Origin of the sequence: Actinoplanes sp. NPDC049668 (assembly GCF_044465445.1) — a bacterium.
Classification (GTDB): Bacteria; Actinomycetota; Actinomycetes; order Mycobacteriales; family Micromonosporaceae; genus Actinoplanes.
On sequence record NZ_JBITLR010000003.1, the window covers coordinates 719964 to 744214 of the forward strand.

The window sequence follows — 24251 nt, forward strand, 5'->3', positions numbered from 1 at the left end:
ACTGGTCGCGTGAGCGCGAGCAAATGCGACGACGGTTAGTAGGGGAAATGGACGAGATTCGAAAAACCGTAAGTTCATACGGGCGTGCATTTGACGAGACAGTGGAACTTGTTGCGAGAGCGATGGCGGCCCAGGGGTACTCCTCCAAGCACGCGGTTGCAACCGGGTCGCAGGCAAGCGCCACTGAACTCATGGATCTATTGTCGACTCTTGGAATGCTTTGCCAAAGGATGCGAAATGAAGTACGTGGCGGGCTTGGTGGGGAAACACGGACCGGTGTCCGCCACGTCAATTTTTTGGCCGTCTATTCCTCAGCGAGAAGGCTGATCCTTCTTTTTCGTGAAGCTCAACTGTCCGGGTTGCTGGCGAGCCGTGTCGCCGCAGAGGTCGATGGCGACGTCGACAACCTCGAGGAACTTGCTATTCGCCTTGACGATCCGGATGAAATCGTTGAAGCGTCGCGATCCCTCGTAGCGGTCTCCCGCCTGTTCGAGGAGCAACTTCCTAGGGCGATTCGGGATGAACTGAGTGAGCTGGATGAGTTGTTGAGAGCCGAATGACCGGGCGCACGCAGCACGTGATCGGTTGCGGTGTGGCCGTGTCCGAGGAGCCCCAGGCTAGGTTCCAGGTTGGCCGGTGCGGGTGAGTTCCCAGAAGGCGATGGCGGCGGCGGTGGCGACGTTGAGGGAGTCGACGTTGTTGTGCATCGGGATGGCAACGCGGACGTCGCTGGCCGCAAGGGCCTCGCGGGTGAGCCCCGGTCCCTCAGCGCCCAGCAGCAGCGCCGGCCGCGACCGCTGGGCCGCCGTCAGCTCCTGCAACGCGACCGCGTCCGGAGCCGGCGTCATCGCGAGCAGGGTGAAGCCCGCGTCGCGGACGGCGGCCAGTGACTTGGGCCAGTCCTCGGTCTTCACGTACGGGATGGCGAAGACCTCGCCCATGCTGACGCGTACCGCGCGGCGGTAGAGCGGGTCGGCGCAGGTAGGGGAGAGCACGATCGCGTCGATGCCGAGGGCGGCCGCGCTCCGGAACAGCGCGCCGAGGTTCGTGTGCGTGTTCAGGCCCTCGAGGACCGCCAGCCGCCGGGCACCGGCGAGCAGCTGCTCCAGCGTGGGTAGCTCGCGCCGGTGGAACGAGGCCAGGATGCCGCGGTGCACGTGGAAGCCGGTGACCGACTCCAGCACGCCGGGAGTCGCGCTGTACAGCGGCGCGTCCTCGGGCAGCCCGCTGAGCTGGTCGACGCGCTTCTCGTCGACCAGGGCGGAGCGCAGCCGGTACCCCGCGCGCAGGGCGCGCTGGATGACGAGCTCACCCTCGGCGATGAACAGCCCGTTGGGCGGCTCCCACCGGGTACGCAGCTCCAGGTCGGTCAGCGCGCGGTAGTCGGCGATCCGCGGGTCGTCGGGGTCGGTGATGCTCAGTGCGGGCACAAGGGCATTCTGCCCACTGCCCGCCGACCGGTTCGATGCCGGTACCTTTTACCGGGTCACCGAGAAGGGACGCGATGACGATCTCTGAGTTGAAGACCAACCGCCTGCTGCTGCGGCAATGGCGCGAATCCGACGTGATGCCCTGGGCCGCGATGAACGCGGACCCGCTGGTCCGCGAGTTCTTCCCGCAGGTGATGAACTACGAGCAGAGCGCCGCCTCGGTCGCGCGTTTCAGCGCCGAACTCGCCGCCCGCGGCTGGGGCTGGTGGGCCGTCGAGGTGGTCGCGACCGGCGAGTTCATCGGGTTCGCCGGGCTCGACCCGGTGGACGAGGAGCTGCCGTTCGGGGGTGTCGAGGTCGGCTGGCGGCTGGCCCGCTCGGCCTGGAACCACGGTTATGCGACCGAGGCCGGCCACGCCTGCCTCGACTACGGCTTCGACGTGCTGCGGCTCGCGGAGATCCTGGCCATCACCGCGGTCGGCAACGACCGGTCCCGCGCGGTCATGCACCGGCTCGGAATGTCCTACGACCCGGCCGACGACTTCGAGGATCCGACCGTCGAGGGGCCGCTGCGCCACTCGGTGGTGTACCGGATCGTCCGCTGATGCACGTAGATCCGCTGGAGACGCTGCGGGGGCGGCGCAGCGCGAAGTGGCGCACCTACCCCGGCGACGTGCTGCCGCTCTTCGTGGCCGAGATGGACTATCCGCTGGCGCCGCCGGTCGCGGCGGCCCTGCGCGCGGCGGTGGACGCCTCCGACACCGGGTACTCGCTGGCCGGCCCGGACCTCGGGGTGGCCGTGTCGGGCTTCGCGGCCCGGCACTGGGGGTGGGACGTCGATCCGGGTGCGGTCACCGCGGTCGCGGACGTCGGCGTCGGCGTGGTCGAACTGCTGCGCGTGCTCACCCGGCCCGCCGACACGGTGGTGATCAGCCCGCCGGTGTACCCGCCGTTCTTCCATTGGGCGCCCGAGGCCGGTACCCGGCTGCTGGAGGTGCCGCTCACCGAGGAATTCCGCCTCGACCTGCCCGCGCTGGAGGCGGCCTTCGCCGCCCACCCCGCGGTCTACGTGCTCTGCAACCCCCACAACCCGGTCGGCCGCGTGCACACGCGCGAGGAGCTGACCGCCCTGGTCCGGCTGGCTCGCCTGTACGGGGTGACGGTCGTCAGCGACGAGATCCACGCGCCGCTGGTGTTGCCGGGTGCGCAGTTCACGCCGCTGCTGAGCCTTCCCGGCGCGGGCGAGGTCGCGGTGAGCCTGCTGTCGGCCAGCAAGGCCTTCAACCTCGCCGGCCTCAAGTGCGCGGCGATCGTGACCGGCGGGCCGGCTATGGCCGCGCTGGTCGGCCGTTTTCCGCCGGACGTCCGCTGGCGCACCGGGCACCTCGGCGTCCTGGCGACCGTCGCGGCGTTCACCGACGGCGACGCCTGGCTGGCCGAGCTGCGCGCGGAGCTGGACGAGCGCCGGGCGCAGCTGGGTCACCTGCTGAGCACCCGGCTGCCGGCGGTGCGCTGGCGTGCGCCGGAGGCGACGTACCTGGCCTGGCTGGACTGCCGGTCCCTGGGCCGCGACGACGAGCCGCAGGCGTTGTTCCTGGCCAAGGGCCGGGTCGCGGTCGAGCCGGGCACCCGCTTCGGCGCGGCCGGCGCGGGCTGGGTTCGGCTGAACTTCGCCACGAGCGCTGACATCCTGGATGAGGCGACCGCGCGGATGGCGGGCGCCGCCGGGTAGTCGATGGCGGCCAGGCGCGACGGCAGTACGGTTGTACTGTTCGCGTCGTTCTGTGGTCGGGGGTGCGCAGTTGTCGTCCGGATCCGGTACCGATCCGCATATGCTCGCGCTGCTGCGGGCGCTCCGGCTGCGGCTCGCCGCGCCGGAGGCGGCCGAGTCCGGTGCCGCGGACGTGGCCGCCGGCCTGAACCCGCAGCCTGAGACCGCCGCCGAACTACCCGCCGCGCCGCCGTTGGCGCTGCCGTCGGCGCATCCGTTTCGCGAGCTCTCCGCCGGCGAGGTGCCGCGGCCCGACCGCGACGCCACGCAGGCCACGGAGGCCGGGGCCCGGCAGGGCGCGACGGCCGACCGGGCCGGGGAATTCCGCGCCGCGGTCGGGCCGGTTCCCGGCGGCCCCCGCACGACCCGGCCCGCGGAACCGCCGCCCAGCGGTAGCTCCGGCGGTCCCCGCGGCCCGGTCTCCGGCGCCCCGGCCACCTCCGGCGAGGCCGGGACCGGCGGCGCGGGCGGCTCGGGCCCCGGCGGAGCATCCGGTGGTACGGGACCAGGTCGAGCGCTGCCCGAGGCGCCGGTGCCCGCGGCCGATCCGGCTGATCCGGTCGACCCGGCGTCCGAGCCTCCGGCCCCGATACTGCCGCTACGCGGCGCAATACCGATGAGGCCCGGCGGGCCAGGCCAGGTGATGCCGAATCCGTTCGTCCCGGGTGCCACCCCGGCCCTTCCGGGGTCGGGGTCGACCGGAGTCCCGGGAGCCACCCCGCCCCTTCCGGCCCCGGGGATCACCGGCGTTCCGGGTGCGCTACCGGTCCCCGGCGGGGGTCCGCCCGGCCGGACGCTGCCGCCGGCTCTCGGCGTCCCGGGCGCGGCAGCGCCCCCTGGCGTCCCGGGCGCCGTGCCGCCCGCGACGCCTGCGCCCGGCGCGACGCCTGCGCCCGGCGCGACGCCTGCGCCCGGCGCGACGCCTGCGCCCGGCGCGACGCCTGCGCCCGGCGCGACGCCCGCGCCCGGTGGGACGCCCGGGCCAGGCGGGCCGCCGCGTGGTCACGCCGCCGCGCACCCGGCCGGTGCCGCGCCGTGGATCGCCGGCATGGTGCCGCCCGGATTCGGCACGGGGCCGATCAGCCCGGTCCAGCGGGTCGGCGCGCCCCGCCCGGCCGGCCCGCACTGGCCCGGGGAGCCCATCGCGCCGCCGAGCCCGTTCGGCCAGGTGCGGCTGCCGGGCGTGCCGGCCATCGGCGTACCCCCGATGCCGGCGGCCGACGGCATGGACCCGGCCGACGACGCCGCGCTGCACGCGATGCGGCTGCTGCTCGCCGACAGCATGGCGCTCGCCGGCGGCCCCGAGGACGTCGCCGTGCGGCTGCGGGCCGCGCTCGCGCAGGCCCAGCCCGCGCTCTTCGCCCGGCTGCCCGGCGGGCCCGCCTGGCAGACCGAGCAGCTCGCCCAGGCGCTGACCTGGCTGGTGCAGAACCTCGAGCAGCCGCCGCAGCTGGTCGCCGCCTGCGGCCGGCTCGGCGCGGTGCTCGCCGAGTGCGGGGTGCTGCCGCAGCAGCTGCAGCTCGCCGGCGCCGCGCTCGCCGAGGCGTTGCGGGCCGGCATGGCCGCGAACGGCTGGCGGCAGGACTTCGACGAGGCGTGGCGATCCAGCTGGCAGCACGCGTACGAGTGGATCGCGCACGGGATGGCGGGGCAGTACCGGCCCGCCGCGTGGACCGCCGTGGTGGTCGGGCACGAGCGCCGGCGCGACGACCTCGCCGTGCTGTGGCTGCGGCCGTACCTGCCGATGCCGTACCGGCCGGGGCAGTTCGCCCGCATCGAGGTTCCCGAGCTGCCCGGGGTTCTGCGGCCGTATTCGCTGTCGGGCGATCCGCGCCGCGACAACATCGTCGAGCTGCATGTGCGGGCGAAGGGCGAGGCCGGGGTGAGCGGCGCGCTGGTGTACCGCACCCAGGTCGGCGACACGGTCCGGATCGGCCCGGCCGAGGGCGAGATGGGCCTGCCCGAGGCGGGCCGGGACCTGCTGATGATCGCCGGGGACACCGGGATCGTGCCGCTGAAGGCGCTGCTCACCGAGCTGGCGTCGACCGGCGACCGGCGCTCGGCGGTGCTCTTCTGGGGCGTCCGCGACCTGGCCGAGCTGTACGACATCGAGGATGTCGCGGCGATCGCCCGGGCCTGCCGCCGGGCCACCGTCGTCCCGGTGATCTCCGAGGGCCCCGCCGGGCCGTTCGCGTCCGGCCTGGTCACCGACGCGGTCGCCGCGTACGGGGAGTGGTCGGCCTACGAGGTCTACCTGGCCGGGCCGCCGTCGATGCTGGCCGCGACCAGCGCGGCGCTGCACGCGCTCGGCGTCGCGCCGGAGCGCATCCACCACGACGTGCCGGAGTAGCGGTCAGGCGATGGCGGTAGCCAGCACCTTCGCGTAGGACGGCGGGACGAACGTCTGGCCGCCGGGGGTCAGCACCTCGTCGCGGGAGGCCGCGGCCCACGCGTCGGCCGGGACTGCCGCGCGCAGGGCGGTGATCACCGGAGAGTCGGCCCACTGCGGGTCGTCGCCGAGCATCGTCAGCGCGACCAGCGACTCCTCGACCTCGCCGACGCACTCGAACGGCTTGTGCGCGTCGATGCCGAGCAGCTCCAGGTAGCCCGGCACCTGCGCCGGGTCCGCGAACAGGTCCCGGCCGAAGATCGCGGTGAGCCGCTCGCGCGGCATCGACGGCGCCATCGCCAGCGCGACGAAGCGGCACTTGGGGCAGTCGCCGCACCAGCGTGCGGTCGGGTCGTGCAGCTTGAAGGCCTTGTTGCAGCTGGTGACCACGTCGTCGTACGCCGTGTGCCGGGCGAAGAGCTGCGCGATGTGCAGCTCCGACAGCGACCGCAGCAGGGAGAAGTAGGGCTCGGTCAGGCCGGTGTGCGCGGTGACGGCGGCGCGCAGCAGCGCCTCGGCGGCGACGCCCTTGGACCACTGGTGGTTGATCTCGTGACCGTTCCAGATCAGGTTCGGGTCGGACGCCGAGCGCTCGTTCGACATCACCACCGGGCCGAGGCCGTGCAGCGCGGCGGTGGCGATCGCGATCAGCGAGTTGATCGCCGTGACCGGGATGTGGCCGTTGAGCGCGCCGGCCTTGTTGAGCTCGAACAGGCGGGGGTCGAGCCGGCGGCGGGCGGCGAGCGAGGGCAGGCCGGAGGCGGCGTTGACGTTGACGATCACCGGGTTGGGGTTGACCGAGAAGGGCACCGGGTCGAGCCCGGCGGCGCGCAGGATCTCGAGCGTGACGATCGAGTCCTTGCCGCCGCCGACGGCGGAGAGCGGGCGGCCGTCGGCGTTGTCCACCGCCGGGGCGGCGGCCGAGGTGCCGGGGACCTCCACCGACAGCTCGAGGACGTGCGGCAGCTTGTTGACGTAGGCGTACTCGCCGAGGCCGTGGGTGTAAACGGCCGTGAACAGGGCCGCGGCCTCGGGCGGGACCGCGGACGGCGCCTCGATGCGCGCGGGGGCGCCGACCTTGTAGTAGCTCACCCCGGCCACGACGTGCAGCAGGTCGAGCACCCGGTGGAAGTGCTCCGGGGGCGGGCCGGCGGCGACCGGGAAGGTGATCGTCTCGGTGAACTCCAGCGGCTGCGGGCCGTCGAGCAGGTAGTCGAACTCCGCGACCCCCGTCGCCGGATCGAACCTGTATGCGGGGAACCGCATGACCTCGAACTGCGCACGCACCCGGAAGCTCCCGTCGTTGGACCAGCGAGCCATACTAGTTCGACGCGACCAAGGGAGACGACAGTGCGCTTGACCGACCTGCGCGGACGTTCCGTGGCTGTCTGGGGTACGGGCCGTGAGGGCCGTGCCGCCGTCACGGCAGTCGCCGCACACGGTCCGTCGCGCCTGATCGCGGTGGACGACAGCGTGAACTTCCTCTCCGTGCCCTGGGAGGGCGAGCTGGCCGAGCTGGCGCCGTTGGCCGGAGGTGATCATGCGTTCGCCGCGCTGGTCGCGGCCGACGTGGTGGTGCGCTCGCCGGGCGTGCCGCAGACGCACCCGTGGATGGCCGAGCTGCGTTCCCGGGGCGTCACCGTGACCGGCGGCAGCGCGCTCTGGATGGCCGACCACGCCGGCCGGACGATCGGGGTCACCGGCAGCAAGGGCAAGAGCACCACGGCGAGCCTGATCAGCCACCTGCTGGCGGCGGCCGGCCGGCCGAACGTCTTCGGCGGCAACATCGGCGTGCCGCTGCTCGACCTGCCACCGGCGCAGCAGTACGTCCTCGAGCTCTCCAGCTACCAGTGCAGCGACCTGAGCGACTCGCCGCGGGTCGCGGTGGTCACCTCGCTGTTCCCGGAGCACCTGGACGCGCACGGCGGCGAGCGCGAGTACTACCGCGACAAGCTCAACCTGCTCGCGCACGGTCCGGAAGTGATCGTGATCAACGGCGCGGACGAGCGGCTGGTGACCGAGACCCTGCAGGCCCGCGACGCCAACGGCTTCGCGGCGGTGCCGGCCGGCAGCGGCGACTCCCGGTTCCGGATCGACGACGACAACCTCGTCTACTGCAGCGACGAGGCCCTCTTCCCGCGTACGGCGCTGCGGCTGCGGGGGCGGCACAACGGGCGCAACCTGTGCGTGGCGCTGGCCGTGCTGGACGGCATGGGCATCGACGTCGCGGGGCTGAAGGACGAGCTGCGCGGCGCCCTCGAGTCGTTCGAGGGGCTGCCGCACCGGCTCACCGAGATCGAGGACCCGTCGGGGCTGACGTTCGTCGACGACACGCTCTCCACCAGCCCGTACTCGGCGATGCACGCCATCGACGCGTACGAGGGGAGGCCGTTGACCGTGCTCGTCGGCGGCACCGACCGCGGCCTGGACTATGCGCCGCTGCGGGACCACCTGCGGAATCTCGAGATCATCGTGATCGGCCTGCCGGACAGCGGGCCGCGGATCCTGGAGGAGCTGGCGGGGCTGCCGGGCGTGCGCACCGAGGCGGCCGAGGACCTGCCGGCCGCGGTCCGGCTGGCGCGCAAGCTCACCCCGCCCGGCGGGGTGGTGCTGCTGTCGCCGGCGGCGCCGAGCTACGGCCGGTTCCGCAACTTCGAGCACCGCTCCGAGGTCTTCGCACAGGCGATCCGCGAGAGCTCCTGACCGATCCCGGCCCGCCGCTGGGCAGAATTTTTGCCGGGCCGTACCCGTTTGAAGACGCCCTCGCCGCCGGCGAGGGCGTCTTGCGTTAACGGTCTCATCGAATAGACGGACTAGTCGTTGCTGTCCGATCGTCGCTGCCTGATGCCCGAAAAGCCGACGTATAAATCGGGCTAAATGGGCGGATGTGATGGCGGTCACGCCGTAACGGCCATATGCGGATCGACGCGGGTCAACCGACGGCGGAGTGGCACACATTCATCGACGTGCCCTTGGTAACGGTTTGAAAACTTCACCCGCAGGCTTGACATGAGGGGTCAGAAAGTAAGAACTTTTACCGCGACAGTAAACACTCCTTATGAAGGGACGGCCGATGGTCGAGCCAGACGCAGACGGCACCGCATCGACCGCGGTCGTCGACTCGCTGGTGCGCGACCAGGCCCCGCACATCGTGATGAGCAACAACTCCGACGGTGTGCTGGTACGGGTCCGCACCCTGCTACCGGAGTTCACCGGCGCCCTTCAGCGCGTCGCCGAGCAGGTGCTCACCGACCCGGCCGCCGCCTCCCGGGCCACCATCGTCGAGCTCGCCGAGCGCAGCGGCACCTCACCCGCCACCGTCACCCGGTTCTGCCGGGCCCTCGGCTTCGACGGCTACGCGGACCTGCGCCTCGGCATCGCCGCGGAGACCGGCCGCGCCCGCGCCTCCGGCTGGACCGTCGACATCGGCCGAGAGATCCAGCCGAGCGACCCGCTCGAGCGCGTCCTCGGCCAGATCATGGCCGCCGACACCCAGGCCATGCACGACACCGCCTCGCTGCTCGACCTCGCCGAGGTGGAGCGGGCCGCGGTGGCCATCGCCGTCGCGCCGCGGGTCAACATCTTCGGCGCCAGCGGCAGCGCGCTGGTCGGCGAGGAGATGCAGTTCAGCCTGCACCGCATCGGCGTGGCCGCCTGGGCCTGGACCGACGTGCACAACGGCCTGGCCAGCGCCGCGCTCTCGCGCTCCGGCGACGTCGCCCTCGGCATCTCGCACAGCGGCGAGACCGGCGAGACGATCGAGCTGCTCGCCGAGGCCAGCAGCCGCGGCGCCACCACCATCGCGCTGACCAGCTTCCCGCGCTCGCCGCTCGCCGAGCTCGCGGACATCGTGCTGCTCACCGCCACCCAGGCGACGACCTTCCGGCCGGACGCGCTCTCCGCGCGCCACCCGCAACTGGTCGTCCTCGATCTGCTCTATGTCGCCGTCGCCCAGCGGACCCACGAACGTTCGCACGCGGCATTCCAACGCACCGCCCAAGCCGTCCACGGCCACAAAGCCGTCAAGGACGGCAGTTCCGCCCCGTGATCCCGATATCCCCCACCGCACCTTCATCTTTGTCCAGGAGGAACAGCGTGAAGCGCAGAATCGCGGTTGCCGCGGCGCTCGCCGCAACGCTGGTCGGCGCCGCCGCGTGCGGCTCGAGCAGCGACAGCAGCGAAACCCCGAACGCCAACGCAACGAACGGCGCCGGCAAGACCATCAAGGTCTGGCTCATGGTCGACGCGCAGTCCGGTTGGCCCGAGGTCGTCAAGCAGGCCAACGACCGGTTCACCCAGGCGACCGGCGCCCAGGTACAGGTCGACTACCAGCAGTGGACCGACCACCTGGCCAAGCTCGACACCACCCTGGCCGGCAACGACGTCCCCGACGTCGTCGAGCTGGGCAACACCGAGATGCCGAAGTACGTCTTCAACGGCGCGTTCGCGCCGCTGGACAAGTCGCAGTTCGAGAACTCGGCGCAGTGGCTCACCGGCCTCTCCGCGCCGTGCGAGCTCGACGGCAAGACCTACTGCGTGCCGTACTACGCCGGCGCCCGGGTGCTGCTCTACCGCACCGACCTCTACGAGAAGGCCGGGTTGAAGGCGCCGACGACCTACGACGAGCTGATCGCCGCCGCCAAGGCGCTCAAGGAGAAGAACGGCGCGGACAAGCAGTTCTCCGCCTTCTACATGCCGGGCAAGTACTGGTACGCCGCGATGGCGTGGGTGCACGGCAACGGCGGCGAGATCGCCAAGAAGGACGGCGACAAGTGGGTCGGCACGCTGTCCGAGCCGGGCGCGCAGGCCGGCCTGACCAAGTGGGCCGAGCTGGCCAAGACCTACTCCAGCGGTGACCCGACCAAGGACGAGTCCGACCAGGACGCGGTCTACGCGCAGGGCAAGTCCGGCATGCTCTACGGCAACGGCTGGGAGCTCAGCGCCGTACAGGAGCAGCCGAAGGACCCCAACGACCCGGCCTCGGCGAAGGTCAAGACGAAGGTCAACGGCAAGGTGGCCACCGCGGCGCTGCCCGAGATCCCGTCCTTCCTCGGCGGTTCGGACGTCGCGGTAACGGCGAAGAGCCCGAACGCCGACCTGGCCGCCAAGTGGGCGCAGATCTTCACCGACACCAAGTCCCAGGAGGGGCTGATCGCCAAGGCTGTCCTGCCCAACGCGACGAACCTGCTGGACAAGGCCGCGGCCGTGAAGGGCAACGAGGCGACCGCGCAGGCCGCCAAGGAGACCTGGTTCGTGCCGATGGCGCCGAAGTGGTCCGACGTGGAGTCGGCGAACGTGCTGCAGAACATGCTGGTCAGCATCGCCACCGGCAAGGCGACCGTGGCCGACGCGGCCAAGGAAGCCGACGCGAAGATCAACGAAATCCTCAACGCCAGCTGACCGGAGCGTGGCGCCCCCCCCCCGGCGGGGGGGCCCCCCCCCCCCCCCCCCCCCCCCCCCCGGGGGGGCCGGGGCCCCCCCCCCCCGGGGGGGGGCCCCACGACCCGCCACCACACTGACGAAGCGAGAGAGGTAAGGGACCGATGTCCGTCGTCGAATCCCCGCCCGCCCGGCCGGCATCGCAGACGCCGGCGCCGGGTGACGGCCGCTCCAGGGGCAGACGTCGTTCGGCGACGAGCGGCGGGTTCGCACCCCTCGCGCTCACCCTGCCCGCACTGCTGCTGCTCGCCGGCCTGCTGGGCTACCCGCTGGTCCGCATGATCGTCCTGTCCTTCCAGAATCTCGGCCTGCGCCAACTCTTCAGTGACTTGCCGCCGGACAACGTCGGCCTCGACAACTACGTCAAGATCTTCACGACCGACACGTTCTACCAGGTCGTCGCCCGTACCGTCGCGTTCACCGTGGTGTCGGTCGTGCTCACGGTGGTGCTCGGGCTCGCCGTCGCGCTGCTGATGCGCCGGGTCGCGCCGAGCGTGCGGATCGCCATGATCATCGCGATGATGTTCGTCTGGGCCATGCCGCAGCTGGTCGCCACGCAGATCTTCCGCTGGCTGGTCGACTCCGACTTCGGCGTCGTGAACTACCTGATCGACCTCCTGCCCGGCGTCGACTTCGCCAACCACAGCTGGTTCGCCGACCCGATCCAGGGCTGGACCGTGATCACCACGATCGTGGTCTGGGCCGGCATCCCCTTCATCGCGATCACCCTCAACGCCGGCCTCACCCAGGTGCCCAAGGAACTGCTCGAGGCGGCGACGGTGGACGGCGCGTCCGCCTGGCAGACGCTGCGCCAGATCACCATCCCGTTGCTCAAGCCGCTGCTGATCATCGTCACGACGCTCTCGGTGATCTGGAACTTCGGCCTGTTCACCCAGGTGTACGTGGTGCGCAACGGCCGGCCGGAGGACGAGTACCAGGTGCTGGCCACGTGGGCGTACAGCATCGCGTTCAAGAACAACAGCTACGGGCTCGGCTCGGCCATCGCGGTGGTGACGGTGCTCATGCTGCTCGGCGTCATGGCGTTCTACCTGCGCCAGATGTTCAAGATCGGAGACGTGGACTGATGGTCGCCACCGCACCGCCGGCCGCCGTACGCAAGCGGCGCCGCAAGCAGCGCGAGTCGGACACGCCGACGGTCGGCCGCAGCCGCCTCGGCACCGCCGCCGCCAACGCCGGCGGCGTCCTGTTCGCGATCGTGATGTTCTTCCCGGTCTACTGGATCATCAACACGTCGTTCAAGCCGGCGCCGGAGATCCTCCAGTTCGAGCCGACGTTCTTCCCGCACACGTTCACGCTGGACAACTTCAAGTCCGCGTTCAACGCGCCGTTCTTCCAGCAGGACCTGCTCAACGGCGTGATCATCACGTGCGGCGCGGTGCTCGGCGCGCTGCTCGTCGGCTTCCTGGCGGCGCTGGCCATCGCCCGGTTCCAGTTCTACGGCCGCAAGGCGATCATCCTCGTCGTGCTGGCGGTCCAGATGGTTCCGTTCGTCGCCGTGCTGATCCCGCTCTTCCTGATGCTGCAGCGCTTCAACCTCACCAACAGCCTGCTCGGCATCACGCTGGTCTACGTCGGACTCATCCTGCCCTACACGGTCTGGACCCTGCGCGGATTCATCAGTGCGATCCCGCGCGAGCTCGACGAGGCAGCCTCCATCGACGGCGCCAGCCGCTTCCAGGTCTTCTGGAAGATCATTCTGCCGCTCACCGGTCCCGGCCTGGTCGCGACCTCGGTGTACGGCTTCATCCAGGCCTGGAACGAATTCATCATCATCAACACGCTGAACGATCAGGCGCACCAGAACCTGATGGCGTGGCTGTTGCAGAACCAGACGAGCCGTGGCACCTTCTGGGGCCCGCTCATGGCTGGGTCGATCTTGACCGCCCTGCCGGTGGTCATCTTCTTCCTGATCGTCCAGCGCAACATCGCAACCGGCCTGACGGCTGGCGCCGTAAAAGGCTGACCCGGCACCGCATCAACACCCTGAGGAGAAAGTGAATGTCCGAGATTTTTAAGCCCGAGGTCGATCGCCGTACGCTGCTGCGCCGCGCGGCCGCCGTCGGTCTGCTCGCCACCCCCGCCGTCTCGATGCTGAGCGCCTGCGTCGGCAGCGGTGGCGACAAGGACGACAACACGGACAAGCCCGCCGGCGCGGTCTCCGCGACCAACCCGCTGGGCATCAAGGAGGACGCGCCGCTCGAGGTCGTGATCTTCAACGGTGGCCTCGGCACCAAGTACGCGACCGACGTGCACATCCCGTCGTACAAGAAGCTGTTCCCGAAGTCCGAGGTCGCCTTCAGCCAGACCGAGGAGATCGCGACGGTCGTGCAGCCGCGGTTCACCGCCGGCAACCCGCCGGACATGATCAACAACTCCGGCTCGAAGCTGATGGACCAGGGCGCCCTCGTCCAGGCCGGCCAGGTGCAGGACCTGACCGAGCTGTACGCGGCCCCGTCGCTGGACATCTCCGGCAAGACCGTCAAGGACACCCTGATCCCCGGCACGGTCGAGCAGGGCTCGTTCAACGGCAAGCCGTACGTGCTGAACTACGCCTTCACGGTCTTCGGCCTCTGGTACTCGGGCAAGCTGTTCAAGGACAACGGCTGGACCGCGCCGACCACCTGGGCCGACTTCACCGCGCTGCTGGAGAAGATGAAGGGCAAGGGCATCACCCCGTTCGGCTACGCGGGTGCGAACGCGCCGTACTACATGTACACGGTGATCCTCACCAGCGCGGCCAAGATCGGCGGCGCCGACGTCCTCAAGAACATCGACAACCTCGAGGACGGTGCCTGGACCTCCGACGCCGTCAAGCAGGCCGCGGCCGCGTGGGCCGAGGTCGGCGCCAAGTACTCGAACAAGGCGTTCCTGGGCCTCAAGCACACCGAGGTCCAGCTGCAGCAGAACCAGTACAAGGTCGGTCTCTACCCGTCCGGCTCCTGGCTGGAGAACGAGCAGGCCAAGGACACCCCGGCCGGCTTCGACTACCAGCTCATGCCGATCCCCAGCGTGACCGCCGCCGACAAGCTGCCGGTCACCGCGCTCTACGCCGCGGCCGGCGAGCAGTACTTCGTCGCCAGCAAGGGCAAGAACCCCAAGGGCGGCATGGAGTACCTGCGTCACATGCTGAGCAAGGCCGGCGCCATCGGCTTCACCCAGCTCACCAAGACGCTGACCGTCGTCGCCGGCGCCACCGACGGCATGGAGATCAGCCCCGGCCTCACCTCGGGCAACAAGGCCCTCGGTGCGGCGGGCGCGGACACCTTCAGCTTCCGTTTCGACACCTGGTACAAGAAGCTGGACGACGAGCTGCGCGCCGCCACGAACGAGCTGTTCTACCAGGGTGGCACCGCGGACAAGTTCGTCACGCGGATGCAGAAGGCCGCCGACGCCATCAAGAAGGACCCGTCGATCGAGAAGTTCACCCGCTGATCAAGCGCTGACGACGTAGCCGCAACCACGGACGGAGCAAGAGAACCATGAAGCACGGCAGGTATCCCTTCATCATTGGCTTCCTGATCGTGCCGGTGGCCATCTATGCGACGTTCGTGGTTGCGGCGTACCTTCAGGCGTTCCAGCTGTCGTTCACCAACTGGCGAGGCTTCTCGCCGGACGTGGAGTACATCGGCTTCGACAACTTCGTGAAGCTGTTCCACGACAACACCTTCTGGCAGGCGATCCGGCATAACCTCTTCCTGCTGCTCTTCCTGCCGCTGTTCGCGATCGTGATCGCGCTCTTCTTCTCGTTCCTGCTGAACATGGGCGGTGGGACGAGGGGCGGCCGCACCCACGGGGTCCGGGGCTCGGGTTTCTACAAGGTGGTGTTCTTCTTCCCGCAGCTGCTGGCCCTGGCGCTGGTGGCGGTCATCTTCGCCCGGGTCTACTCGCCCGACCTGAGCGGCCTGATCAACGGCCTGCTGCACCAGGTCGGCGCCGGCCCGGTGCTGTTCCTGGCGGACGAGAACCTGGCGATGTGGTCGATCCTCGCGGTGCTCGTCTGGCAGGCGGTCGGCTTCTACGTGGTGCTCTTCTCCGCGGGCATGGGCTCCATCCCGACGGAGATCTACGAGGCCGCCGCGCTCGACGGCGCCACCCGCGGCACGCTGTTCTTCAAGGTGACGCTGCCGCTGCTCTGGAACACGCTGCAGGTCGCCTGGGTCTACCTCGGCATCGCCGCCTTCGACGCGTTCGCCCTAGTCAACATCATGTCCGTGGACCGCGGTGGCCCGGACGGCGCGACCACGGTGATCGGCCTCGAGATCGTCCGCAACGCCTTCGACTACGCACAGTTCGGCTACGCCTCGGCCATGGGTGTCGTGCTGTTCTTCCTCACCATCACGTTCGCGGCGCTGACCCTGCGGGTCACCCGGCGCGAATCGATCGAGCTGTGAGCCGGGAGCCTACGATGACAAACCTCATGAGTTCCGACAGCACGGTCACCCCGCCGGGCACGAAGGCAGGCCCGCGCCACACCACCGAGGCGGGCCGCGCGAAGCGCGAGATCAAGGTGTTCAGCGGCTTCGCGCACATCGCCCTGGCGATCTGGGGCCTCACGGTCGTCGCGCCGCTGATCTGGGTGGTCTTCGCCTCGTTCAAGAGCAACACCGAGATCTTCACGCACGCGCCGTTCAGCCTGCCCAGCCAGATCTCCTTCGAGAGCTACAAGACGGCCTGGACCGAGGCGCACGTCGGGCGTTACTTCCTCAACAGCGTCTTCGTGGTGACGCTCAGCACGGCCGGCACGATGCTCTTCGGCTCGATGGCCGCCTACGTGCTGGCCCGGTACAAGTTCTTCGGCAACCGCTTCATCTACTACATGTTCGTCTCGGGCCTGGCCTTCCCGGTGTTCCTGGCGCTGGTGCCGCTCTTCCTGATCCTGCAGAACCTCGGCCTGCTGAACACCTTCACCGGCCTGATCCTGGTCTACATCGCCTACTCGCTGCCGTTCACGGTCTTCTTCATGACGGCGTTCTTCAAGACGCTGCCGAACCACATCGCCGAGGCCGCGATCGTCGACGGTGCCTCGCACACGAGGCTGTTCTTCCAGGTGATGCTGCCGATGGCCAAGTCCGGCCTGGTCAGCATCACGATCTTCAACATCGTCGGCCAGTGGAACCAGTACCTGCTGCCGGTGGCGATCATGCAGGGCCAGGGCGCCGAGCAGAAGTGGGTGCTCACCCAGGGCATCGCGAACATCTCGGTCTCGGCGGGCTACCAGGCCAACTGGGCCGCGCTCTTCGCGGCCCTCACCCTCTCGATCCTGCCGATGATCATCGTGTACGCGTTCTTCCAGCGTCAGATCCAGTCGGGCCTGACCGCGGGCGCGACCAAGTAGTTCCGCGACCGCGAAATCCGGGCGGCGTCTGGTCCAGGGGGACAGGCGCCGCCCGATCGCGTTTCCGACAGGCCGGTCGGTACCGGGTTCGTGCCATGACCCGGAGTGCGGCGACTGTGGACGGTCCCGGCTCAGCAGGATGGTGATCATCGGATCGGCCCCGATCCGGACACCACATGGGGGACCAGGAACATGAAACTGAGCCGACTCGCCGCCGCCGCGACCGTGGTCGCCGTGGCCTTCGCCGGACTGACCGCGAGCCCCGCGCAGGCGGCGGCCAAGCCCGGCGTCGTCGTCGACTACGCCTACCACCAGATCAAGGTCAAGCCGAAGTCGATCCGGCCGTACAAGGACCTCGACTTCAGCAAGCTGCGCTGGACCAGTCTGACCGCGTCGACCGGGTACGCCACCGGCGTGCAGAACGTCAACACGTGCATCCCGGACTGCGCCGCCGGAAACTACCGGCACACCAAGGTCAAGCTGAAGTTCACCCGGGTCCGCTCCTCGGACTGCCGCAAGGTGTTCACCCGGGTGCGCGTGACCGAGGTCAAGTCGAAGCGTACGAAGACCTACGCCCTGCCCCGGCACAAGCGCTCGGGCTGCTGATCATCACCGCCGGGCCGTTGCGGCCCGGCGGTGACGGCGCTTCACCGGGCGGCGAAGCCCGGCGCCGCGGCCTCGACGGCCGGCTCGTTCACCGGGAAGCCCGGAAAACGCGACATTCGCCGGAGCGGGATCGCCCGCATCATCTGGCCGTGCGGGCCCGGGTCGGCGAGCATGCCGGCGAAGGCGCCCTCGCCCAGGTTCTCGCGCAGCCACGGGCCGGCGAGCGGGTGGTCCAGCCAGGCGTCCACCGTCGAGTCGGCGGTCAGCGGCGCGGCGAACGGCTCCCCGGCGAGCTCGACGGTGCCCTCGAGGCGGATGTCGCGCGAGGACGCGCCGACCCGGATGCCGAACGTGCCGCCCTCGACCACCCAGCGCCGGGCGGTCTCGTGCCAGAACGCGAACTCCCGGGCGCCGAGGACCAGGGTCACCGGCCGGCTCTCGCCGGGCTCGAGGCTGACCTGGGCGAACGCCCGCAGCTCCTGCTCCGGCCGGTAGACGCTCGCCGCCGGGTCGGTGACGTAGAGCTGCACGGTCTCGCGGCCGGCCCGCGCGCCGGTGTTGGTGACGGTCAGCGTCACCTCGACGCGGGGCCGCTCGCCGTCGGCGGTCACGGCGATCGCGAGGTCCCCGTACCCGAACGAGGTGTAGGACAGGCCGTGCCCGAACGGGTACGCGACCGGCAGCCGGTGCGCGTCGTACCAGCGGTAGCCGATCAGCAGGCCCTCCCCGTACCGGACGTGGCCGAGCTCGCCGGGGAACGCGCCGATGGTGGGGTTGTCCTCGAAGCGCACCGGGACCGTCTCGGCCAGCCGGCCGGCGGGCTCGGCGGCGCCGAGCAGCAGGTCCGCGGTCGCGGCGCCGCCGGCCTGGCCGAGCAGCCAGCCCTCGAGGACGGCCTGCGCGCGGTCCTGCCACGGCGCGACGCTGACGACCGAGCCGTTGGAGAGCACGACGACCACGCGGGGGTTGGCGTCCGCGACGGCGTGCAGCAGGTCGATCTGGTGCGCCGGCAGGTCCATGTGCGCGCGGTCGAAGCCCTCGGACTCGTACGACGGCGGCAGCCCGAGGAACAGCACGACGACCTCGGCCGCGGCGGCGACCCGGACGGCCTCGTCGACGAGCGCGGGGTCGGCGGTGTCGGACTCGATGGCGAAGCCGGGCGCGTAGACGACCTCGCGGCGGCCGCCGAGCGACTCGCGCAGCGCGTCCAGCGCGGCGTCGAGCCGGGTCGGGTTGACCTGCGAGGAGCCGGCGCCCTGGAAGCGCGGGGTGCGGGCGAACTCGCCGATGACCGCGATCGGGCCGCCGGAGCTCGGGTCGAGCGGCAGGACGCCGCCCTCGTTCTTGAGCAGCACCGCACTGGCGGCCGCGGTCTCGCGGGCGAGCGCGTGGTGCGCGGCGACGTCGTACGTGTCCGCCGGCTCCGCCGCTCGCAGCGACCGGTCGATCAGCGTCAGGACGCGGGTGACGGCGAGGTCGAGGTCGGCCTCGCTCAGCGTCCCGTCCTTGACGGCCTCCAGGATCACCCGGGTGCCGGCGCCGCCGGAGGAGGGCATCTCGAGGTCGAGGCCGGCGGCGACCGCGTGGTCGCGGCGGTTGACCGCGCCCCAGTCGGACATGACCAGGCCGTCGAAGCCCCACTCGTCGCGCAGCACCTCGGTGAGCAGCCAGTGGTGCTCGCTCGCGTACCGGCCATTGATCTTGTTGTAGGAGGACATCACCGTCCAGGGCCGCGCCCGGGTGACGACCCGCTCGAAGGCGGGCAGGTAGATCTCGCGCAGGGTGCGCTCGTCGACGTCGGCGGAGACCGTCATCCGGTCGGTCTCCTGGTTGTTCGCGGCGAAGTGCTTGACCGACGCGCCGACGCCCTGGCTCTGCAGCCCGTTGATCAGCGCGGCGCCGAGCTCCCCGGCCAGCAGCGGATCCTCGGAGAAGTACTCGAAGTTGCGCCCGCACAGCGGCGATCGCTTCATGTTGATGCCGGGCCCGAGCAGCACGGCGACCCCGGCGGCCCGGCACTCGCGGCCGAGCGCCTCGCCGACCCGGGTGAGCAGGCCGGGGTTCCAGGTGGACGCGAGGCCGGCGGCCGGCGGGAAGCAGGTCGCCGGGACGCTGTCGTCGAGGCCGACCTGATCCGATCCGCCCGCCGGCTTGCGCAGGCCGTGCGGCCCGTCGGTCATCATGACGCCGGGAACGCCGAGGCGCTCGACCGGCTGCGTGCGCCAGAAGTCGGCGCCGTCGAGCAGCTCGGCCTTCTCCTCGAGGCTGAGCGCGGCGAGCACGGCGGGGATATCGAGTGTCATCACAGCACCGTAACAACGAAAACCTCCGCGCGGAAGTTTTGGCGACCCTAGGATGGGCCGATGGATGACGCCCAGGGGACACCGCCCCGGCGCGGCGCGTACGAGAAGGGCGTCCGCCGGCGGCGCGAGATCCTCGACCGCGCGATCGAGGTCTTCGCCGAGCGCGGCGCCGAGGGCACGTCCCTGCGCGCGATCGGAGAGGCGATCGGGGTGTCGCACGCGGCGCTCAAGCACTACTTCTCCTCGCGCGAGGAGCTGCTGATCGAGGTGTACCGGACCGCCGAGGAGCGCTCGAAGGTCGAGGACCGGCCGCCCGCGGACGTCACGGTGGTCGGCCTCATGACGCACGCGGCGCGCCGCAACCACGGGGTTCCGGGCCTGGTGCAGCTCTACTCGACGCTGGTCGCCGGCGCGCTGGAGGAGGGCAACGAGCTGTCCCGGGCGTTCTTCGGCGAGCGGTTCGCGCAGCTGCGACGGTTCCTGGCGCACCGCGTCGAGGCGGAGCAGGCGGCCGGCCGGATCCGCCCGGACATCGCGCCGGAGGCCGCCGCCGCGCTGATCATCGCCGCCTCCGACGGCCTGCAGACGCAGTGGCTACTCGACCCGCGCATCGACATCGAGAAGTCGTTGGAGCTGCTGGAGGGCCTGCTCGGCAGCTGAGTGTCGTACCCGGGCGGCAGAATGGGCCCGTGCTGGTAGCGGTGGTGTCCGACGACGGGAGCTGGCACGGCCCCGGCCGCTGGCAGGAGCTGCGGCCCGACGGGCGCCCGGCCGGTGAGCCGGAGCGCTTCGCCGACCTCCCGGCGGCCGTCGCCGCGCGCGAGGAGGCCGAGCGGCCCCGCTGGGTCTGGGCCGCGACGACCGAGGGCTACCCGGCGCTGCTGCGCGCCGGCGTGCGGGTCGGCCGATGCCACGACATCGAGCTGACCGAGGCGCTGCTGCTCGGCCACGCGGGCCGCTGGGGCGAGCCCCGCGCCCTGCCCGCCGCCTGGGCCCGGCTGACCGGCGCCGCGGTGCCGGCCGACCCGCCGCCGCGCCAGCCGGACCCGCCGGGCTTCGCACAGGCCGCGCTCTTCGAGGCCATGACCGGGCCGCCGACGGCGTCCGGCTCGGTGGTCCTGCAGGCCCTGTCCGGCGTCTACGCCGACCAGCACGCGCGGATCCGCGCCACGGGCAGCCCGGGGCGGTTCGGGCTGCTGGTGGCCGCCGAGTCCGCCGGCGCCCTGGTCGGCGCCGAGATGGGCCACGCCGGGCTGCCCTGGAGCGCGGAGATCCACGACCGGCTGCTGCGCGAGCTGCTCGGCGCGCCGCAGCCGGTCGGCCCGCCGCGCCGGCTGGCCGAGCTGACCGCGGAGGTCAACGCGGCGTTCGGCGTGCACGGCCTGCATCCCGACTCGCCGGCCGAGGTGCTGCGCGCGTTCGCCCGCGCGGGCATCGACGTGCCCAACACCCGCGCCTGGGTCCTGCGCAACGTCGAGCACCCCGCCGTCAAGCCCCTGCTCGAATACAAGGAGCTCTACCGCATCTGGACGGCGCACGGCTGGACCTGGCGCGACGCCTGGGTGAGCGAGGGCCGCTTCCGCCCGGAGTACGTGCCCGGCGGCGTGGTCTCGGGCCGCTGGGCCACCCGCGGCGGCGGGGCGCTGCAGGTGCCGAAGGTGGTCCGCCGTGCCGTGGTGGCCGACCCGGGCTGGCGCTTCGTGATCGCGGACGCGGGCCAGCTCGAGCCCCGCGTCCTGGCCGCGGTCTCGGGCGACGCCCGGCTGGCCCGGGCCGGCGCCGCCGGGGACCTCTACGCCGCGCTGGCGACCGACTCGTTCGGCGGCGACCGCGCCAAGGCCAAGATCGCCCTGCTCGGCGCGATGTACGGGCAGACCGGCGGCGCCGCGATCCCGGCGCTGGCGGTGCTGCGGCAGAGCTACCCGACCGCCTTCGAGTACGTGGAGGCGGCGGCGCGCACCGGCGAGGCCGGCGGGCTGGTGCGCTCGTGGCTGGGCCGCACCTGCCCGCCGGCGTCGACGGCCTGGCGCGACGCGGGCCTCGACCCGCCCGAGGAGTCCGGGTCGGCGGAGCCGCAGGGCGGCGCGTCGGGCCGGGCCCGGGGCCGCTTCACCCGCAATTTCGTGATCCAGGCGACGGCGGCCGAGTGGGCCCTGGTGCTGCTCGCGACGCTGCGGACGGCGCTGCGGGGCACCCGGGCGGAGCTGGTGCTCTTCGTGCACGACGAGGTGGGTGTGCACTGCCCGGCGGAGGAGGCGGAGCTGGTCGCGCAGGCGGTCCGGGAGAGCGCGGAGCGCGCGGGCGAGCTGCTGTTCGGCGCGACCTCTGTCCGCTTCCCCCTGGACGTGTCGATCGTGGAGTGCTACGCCGACGCGGTGTGACCGGCCGGCGCCAGGGGGTGCGCATCGTCGTCGATACCGGCAGACTGGCGCGGATGGATGCGACCCCTGTGCTCGGCGGCCGGTACGTGCTGCGCGATCAGCTCGGTGCCGGCGGCATGGCCGTCGTGTGGCGGGCCCAGGACCAGGTGCTGGGCCGGGAGGTCGCGGTCAAGCTGCTGGCCGCCCGGCACGCCGGCGACCCGGACTCCAGGCGGCGGATCCACGCCGAGGCCCGGGCCGCCGCGGCGCTGTCGCACCCCAACATCGCCCAGGTGTACGACTACGGCGAGTCCGAGGCCTACTTCGGCCGGGTGCCGTACGTGGTCATGGAGCTCGTCCGCGGCGGGACCCTGCAGGAGCGGATGACGGCCGGCGAGCTGCCGCCGCGGTTCGCGATGCGGGTCGCCGCCGAGGTCGCGGCGGCGCTGGCCGCGGCCCACGCCGACGGGCTGGTGCACCGTGACATCAAGCCGGCGAACGTCATGGTCCCGCCGGCCGGAGTCAAGGTGGTGGACTTCGGCATCGCCGCCGCCATCGATCCGGGCGGCACCGGGGACCCGGACTTCGAGGTGCTCGGCACGCCGGCCTACCTCGCGCCCGAGCGGCTGATCGACGACGCGGTCGAACCGGCCTCGGACGTCTACGCGCTCGGCGTGCTGCTGTACCGGATGCTCTCGGGGCACTCGCCGTGGAGCGTCGACACCACGACGCAGATGCTGACCGCGCACATCTACATCGATCCGGAGCCGCTGACGCCGCAGCCCGGCGTGCCGGGCTACATCATCGCGCTGTGCAACCGATGCCTGGTCAAGGACCCCACCGAGCGACCGAGCGCCCGCGAGGCAGCGGCGCTGCTGGCGCAGGGCGCGGGGCTGCGCGTCGTCGACGACATCCCGCCGCAGCCGCAGGCGGGACCGTGGCAGGAGGACGACGACCCGTCCGTCCTGATCCGCCCGAAAGCAGAGCCATCGGCGCCCGCCGTGACGGCCTCGCCGACCGAGACGGCCCCGCCGGCCGAGACAACGTCGGCCGACGGCGCCGAGGTTCGGAAGCCGGTGCACCGCCGCCGGGGTGTGCTGCCGTTCGCGTTCGTGCTGCTCGCGGCGGTCGCGGCCGGGCTCTGGTGGCTGGTCGCCGGCGACGACCGGCCGGCGCCGGGATCCTCCGCCGGTGCGCCCGCCGCCAGCCGGTCGGCCTCGGCCGCCGCGGCGCCGTCGGCCACGAGCGGTGGGAAGGCGCCGGCCACCCCGGGCACGGCGACGCCCGGCGCCGCGAGGCCCGGCACGGTCGCACCCGGCACGGTCGTACAGAACCCGGCGAACGGCGTACCCCCGCCCACGACGACGGCTCCGGTCACCGCGACGACCGGTGCGACGCCCACCCCTGATGCCGAGCCGACGCCGGCACCACCGCAGGAACGCACGCTCACGTCGGCGGGCGGCTCGGTGCGCGCCGTCTGTCCCGAGGCCGGCACCGCGCAGCTGCTGTCCTGGACGGCCGCGAAGCCCTACAAGGTGGACGAGGTCGAGGCGGGGCCGGCGAGCGCGGCCGTCGCGGTGTTCCGGCACGGCAACCGGCAGGTGCGGATGACCGTCACCTGCTCGGGCGGCGTCCCGTCGCACACCACCGGCTAGCGCCGCGGCTCAGCCGCCGGCCCAGGTGTCCAGATCGAACTCGTTCAGCAGGTGCGGCGCGAACATCCCGAAGATCGACAGCAGCGCCACCAGGGTGAAGACCGTGCGCAGCACCAGCACCTCGCCCCGGCCGCCGACCTTGACCGCCATCCCGTTCGGGATGCCGACCATCCGCCACATCCGGCGGCCGGTCGGAATGGGCCACAGGATCGGTACGCCGTTCTTGGTGATCATGTCGCCGAGCAGGTGCACGATGCAGCCGACCCCGACCGCGAACCCCAGCATCGGGTAGCCGCGGTCGCCCGGCAGGTGCGCCGCGGTGAACCACGCGATCGCGCCCGACGCCAGCGTCACGATCAGCCAGCCGGCCCGCTCCGCCCACTCGTCGAACAGCCCGCGCAGCGCCAGGCCGGCCATGAGGAAGACGACGGCCACCACGGCCCATCTCCCGTAGGTCGCGCACAGCGTCGTCGTGCCCCAGCCGACCAGCCCCGCGAACGGCAGCGTGTGCGTGAACGTGCGGTGCCCGTTGTTGCGGCGCGGGTCCTTGCTGAGCTTGGTCGCCGTGTAGACACCCAGCGAGATCTTCTCGATCACCTCGGCCACGAACAGGGAGAACACGCCGAAGGTCCGGGCGACCGTCGCGCCGCCCTGGTTGCGGGTCACCTTGCCGGACAGGTCGAGGTCCGGCAGCAGCGCGCCGCCCGCGCAGACGGCGGTGCCGACGGCGACGGCCAGCGGCGACTGCTCGTACCCGGCGAAGTGGTCCAGGGCCCAGCTGCCGGCCAGCCAGACGGCCGCGCCTGACAGCGCGTGCGACGGACCCATCATGTTCGAGACACCCCTCCCCGAGGTCCCCGTACGCGGAAGCGGCCGGGGGTAAACCGGGCCACTCTCGCAGAGCGGGAAGGGGTGTTCAACGACCGCCACGGCTACTGTGGA

Annotated in this window: 20 protein-coding genes; 16 read left to right on the plus strand and 4 right to left on the minus strand. The window is 71.6% G+C overall.

Annotated elements, in window-relative coordinates; all coding sequences use genetic code 11:
- The first annotated feature begins 47 nt into the window (after positions 1-47).
- A complete protein-coding gene (locus ACIBSW_RS16050) occupies positions 48-560 on the plus strand; it encodes a hypothetical protein (RefSeq protein ID WP_354721116.1) in 513 nt (170 codons plus the stop codon).
- A 57-nt stretch (positions 561-617) separates the two neighbouring features.
- Here ACIBSW_RS16050 and ACIBSW_RS16055 read toward each other — a convergent pair whose 3' ends face one another.
- A complete protein-coding gene (locus ACIBSW_RS16055) occupies positions 618-1430 on the minus strand; it encodes an RNA methyltransferase (protein ID WP_354721114.1) in 813 nt (270 codons plus the stop codon).
- Between the two features lie 74 nt (positions 1431-1504).
- Between ACIBSW_RS16055 and ACIBSW_RS16060 the strand changes: the two genes are divergently transcribed.
- The 3 genes from ACIBSW_RS16060 to ACIBSW_RS16070 all read left to right on the plus strand — a co-directional run bounded on the left by ACIBSW_RS16060 (position 1505) and on the right by ACIBSW_RS16070 (position 5551).
- A complete protein-coding gene (locus ACIBSW_RS16060) occupies positions 1505-2035 on the plus strand; it encodes a GNAT family N-acetyltransferase (RefSeq protein ID WP_354721112.1) in 531 nt (176 codons plus the stop codon).
- Positions 2035-3162 carry an aminotransferase class I/II-fold pyridoxal phosphate-dependent enzyme gene (locus ACIBSW_RS16065; protein WP_354721110.1) on the plus strand — a complete coding sequence of 376 codons (1128 nt, stop codon included), beginning with the start codon at positions 2035-2037 and terminating at the stop codon, positions 3160-3162. Before ACIBSW_RS16060 ends, ACIBSW_RS16065 begins: the two co-directional genes overlap by 1 nt.
- Positions 3163-3262: 100 nt before the next feature.
- The gene (locus tag ACIBSW_RS16070; protein WP_404799345.1) at positions 3263-5551 is read left to right on the plus strand and encodes a flavohemoprotein; all 2289 of its coding nucleotides are present in this window, start codon (positions 3263-3265) and stop codon (positions 5549-5551) included.
- Between the two features lie 3 nt (positions 5552-5554).
- On the opposite strand, the gene ACIBSW_RS16075 is transcribed toward ACIBSW_RS16070, so the two are convergent.
- The gene (locus ACIBSW_RS16075; protein WP_354730565.1) at positions 5555-6856 is read right to left on the minus strand and encodes a hypothetical protein; all 1302 of its coding nucleotides are present in this window, start codon (positions 6854-6856) and stop codon (positions 5555-5557) included.
- Positions 6857-6940: 84 nt separating this feature from the next.
- On the opposite strand from ACIBSW_RS16075, the gene murD reads away from it, so the two are divergent.
- The 9 genes from murD (at position 6941) to ACIBSW_RS16120 (ending at position 16991) form a co-directional block, all read left to right on the plus strand.
- Entirely contained in the window at positions 6941-8293 is a 1353-nt protein-coding gene (gene murD / locus ACIBSW_RS16080) for a UDP-N-acetylmuramoyl-L-alanine--D-glutamate ligase (RefSeq protein WP_354730563.1), read from the plus strand.
- A gap of 370 nt (positions 8294-8663) precedes the next feature.
- Positions 8664-9638 carry a MurR/RpiR family transcriptional regulator gene (locus ACIBSW_RS16085; protein ID WP_354730561.1) on the plus strand — a complete coding sequence of 325 codons (975 nt, stop codon included), beginning with the start codon at positions 8664-8666 and terminating at the stop codon, positions 9636-9638.
- Positions 9639-9685: 47 nt separating this feature from the next.
- Positions 9686-10990: an extracellular solute-binding protein gene (locus ACIBSW_RS16090; RefSeq protein ID WP_354730559.1), complete on the plus strand. Its 1305-nt coding sequence runs from the start codon at positions 9686-9688 to the stop codon at positions 10988-10990.
- A 143-nt stretch (positions 10991-11133) separates the two neighbouring features.
- A complete protein-coding gene (locus ACIBSW_RS16095; protein ID WP_354726775.1) occupies positions 11134-12114 on the plus strand; it encodes a sugar ABC transporter permease in 981 nt (326 codons plus the stop codon).
- Positions 12114-13013: a carbohydrate ABC transporter permease gene (locus tag ACIBSW_RS16100; RefSeq protein WP_354726773.1), complete on the plus strand. Its 900-nt coding sequence runs from the start codon at positions 12114-12116 to the stop codon at positions 13011-13013. Before ACIBSW_RS16095 ends, ACIBSW_RS16100 begins: the two co-directional genes overlap by 1 nt.
- A 35-nt stretch (positions 13014-13048) precedes the next feature.
- Positions 13049-14482, plus strand: a complete 1434-nt coding sequence (ngcE, locus tag ACIBSW_RS16105; protein WP_354726771.1) for an N-acetylglucosamine/diacetylchitobiose ABC transporter substrate-binding protein — start codon at positions 13049-13051, stop codon at positions 14480-14482.
- Positions 14483-14529: 47 nt separating this feature from the next.
- Positions 14530-15441: a sugar ABC transporter permease gene (locus ACIBSW_RS16110; RefSeq protein WP_354726769.1), complete on the plus strand. Its 912-nt coding sequence runs from the start codon at positions 14530-14532 to the stop codon at positions 15439-15441.
- Positions 15442-15467: 26 nt separating this feature from the next.
- Positions 15468-16385, plus strand: a complete 918-nt coding sequence (locus tag ACIBSW_RS16115) for a carbohydrate ABC transporter permease (RefSeq protein ID WP_354726767.1) — start codon at positions 15468-15470, stop codon at positions 16383-16385.
- Positions 16386-16577: 192 nt separating this feature from the next.
- Positions 16578-16991, plus strand: a complete 414-nt coding sequence (locus ACIBSW_RS16120; protein ID WP_354726765.1) for a hypothetical protein — start codon at positions 16578-16580, stop codon at positions 16989-16991.
- Positions 16992-17032: 41 nt separating this feature from the next.
- Here the strand turns inward: ACIBSW_RS16120 and ACIBSW_RS16125 are convergent, their stop codons facing one another.
- Positions 17033-19294 (minus strand): glycoside hydrolase family 3 C-terminal domain-containing protein, encoded by a 2262-nt coding sequence (locus ACIBSW_RS16125; RefSeq protein WP_354726763.1) that lies wholly within the window; start codon positions 19292-19294, stop codon positions 17033-17035.
- A gap of 60 nt (positions 19295-19354) precedes the next feature.
- Here ACIBSW_RS16125 and ACIBSW_RS16130 point away from each other — a divergent pair, with 60 nt between their 5' ends.
- From ACIBSW_RS16130 to ACIBSW_RS16140, 3 genes are read left to right on the plus strand one after another with little or no spacing between them, the layout of a single operon-like run.
- Entirely contained in the window at positions 19355-19954 is a 600-nt protein-coding gene (locus ACIBSW_RS16130) for a helix-turn-helix domain-containing protein (RefSeq protein ID WP_354726761.1), read from the plus strand.
- Positions 19951-21675, plus strand: coding sequence for a bifunctional 3'-5' exonuclease/DNA polymerase (locus ACIBSW_RS16135; RefSeq protein WP_404799361.1), 1725 nt, complete (start codon positions 19951-19953; stop codon positions 21673-21675). Before ACIBSW_RS16130 ends, ACIBSW_RS16135 begins: the two co-directional genes overlap by 4 nt.
- Positions 21676-21728: 53 nt before the next feature.
- Positions 21729-23309 carry a serine/threonine-protein kinase gene (locus ACIBSW_RS16140; protein ID WP_354726759.1) on the plus strand — a complete coding sequence of 527 codons (1581 nt, stop codon included), beginning with the start codon at positions 21729-21731 and terminating at the stop codon, positions 23307-23309.
- 9 nt (positions 23310-23318) lie between these two features.
- On the opposite strand, the gene ACIBSW_RS16145 is transcribed toward ACIBSW_RS16140, so the two are convergent.
- A complete protein-coding gene (locus ACIBSW_RS16145; protein ID WP_354726758.1) occupies positions 23319-24140 on the minus strand; it encodes a metal-dependent hydrolase in 822 nt (273 codons plus the stop codon).
- Positions 24141-24251: the final 111 nt, after the last annotated feature.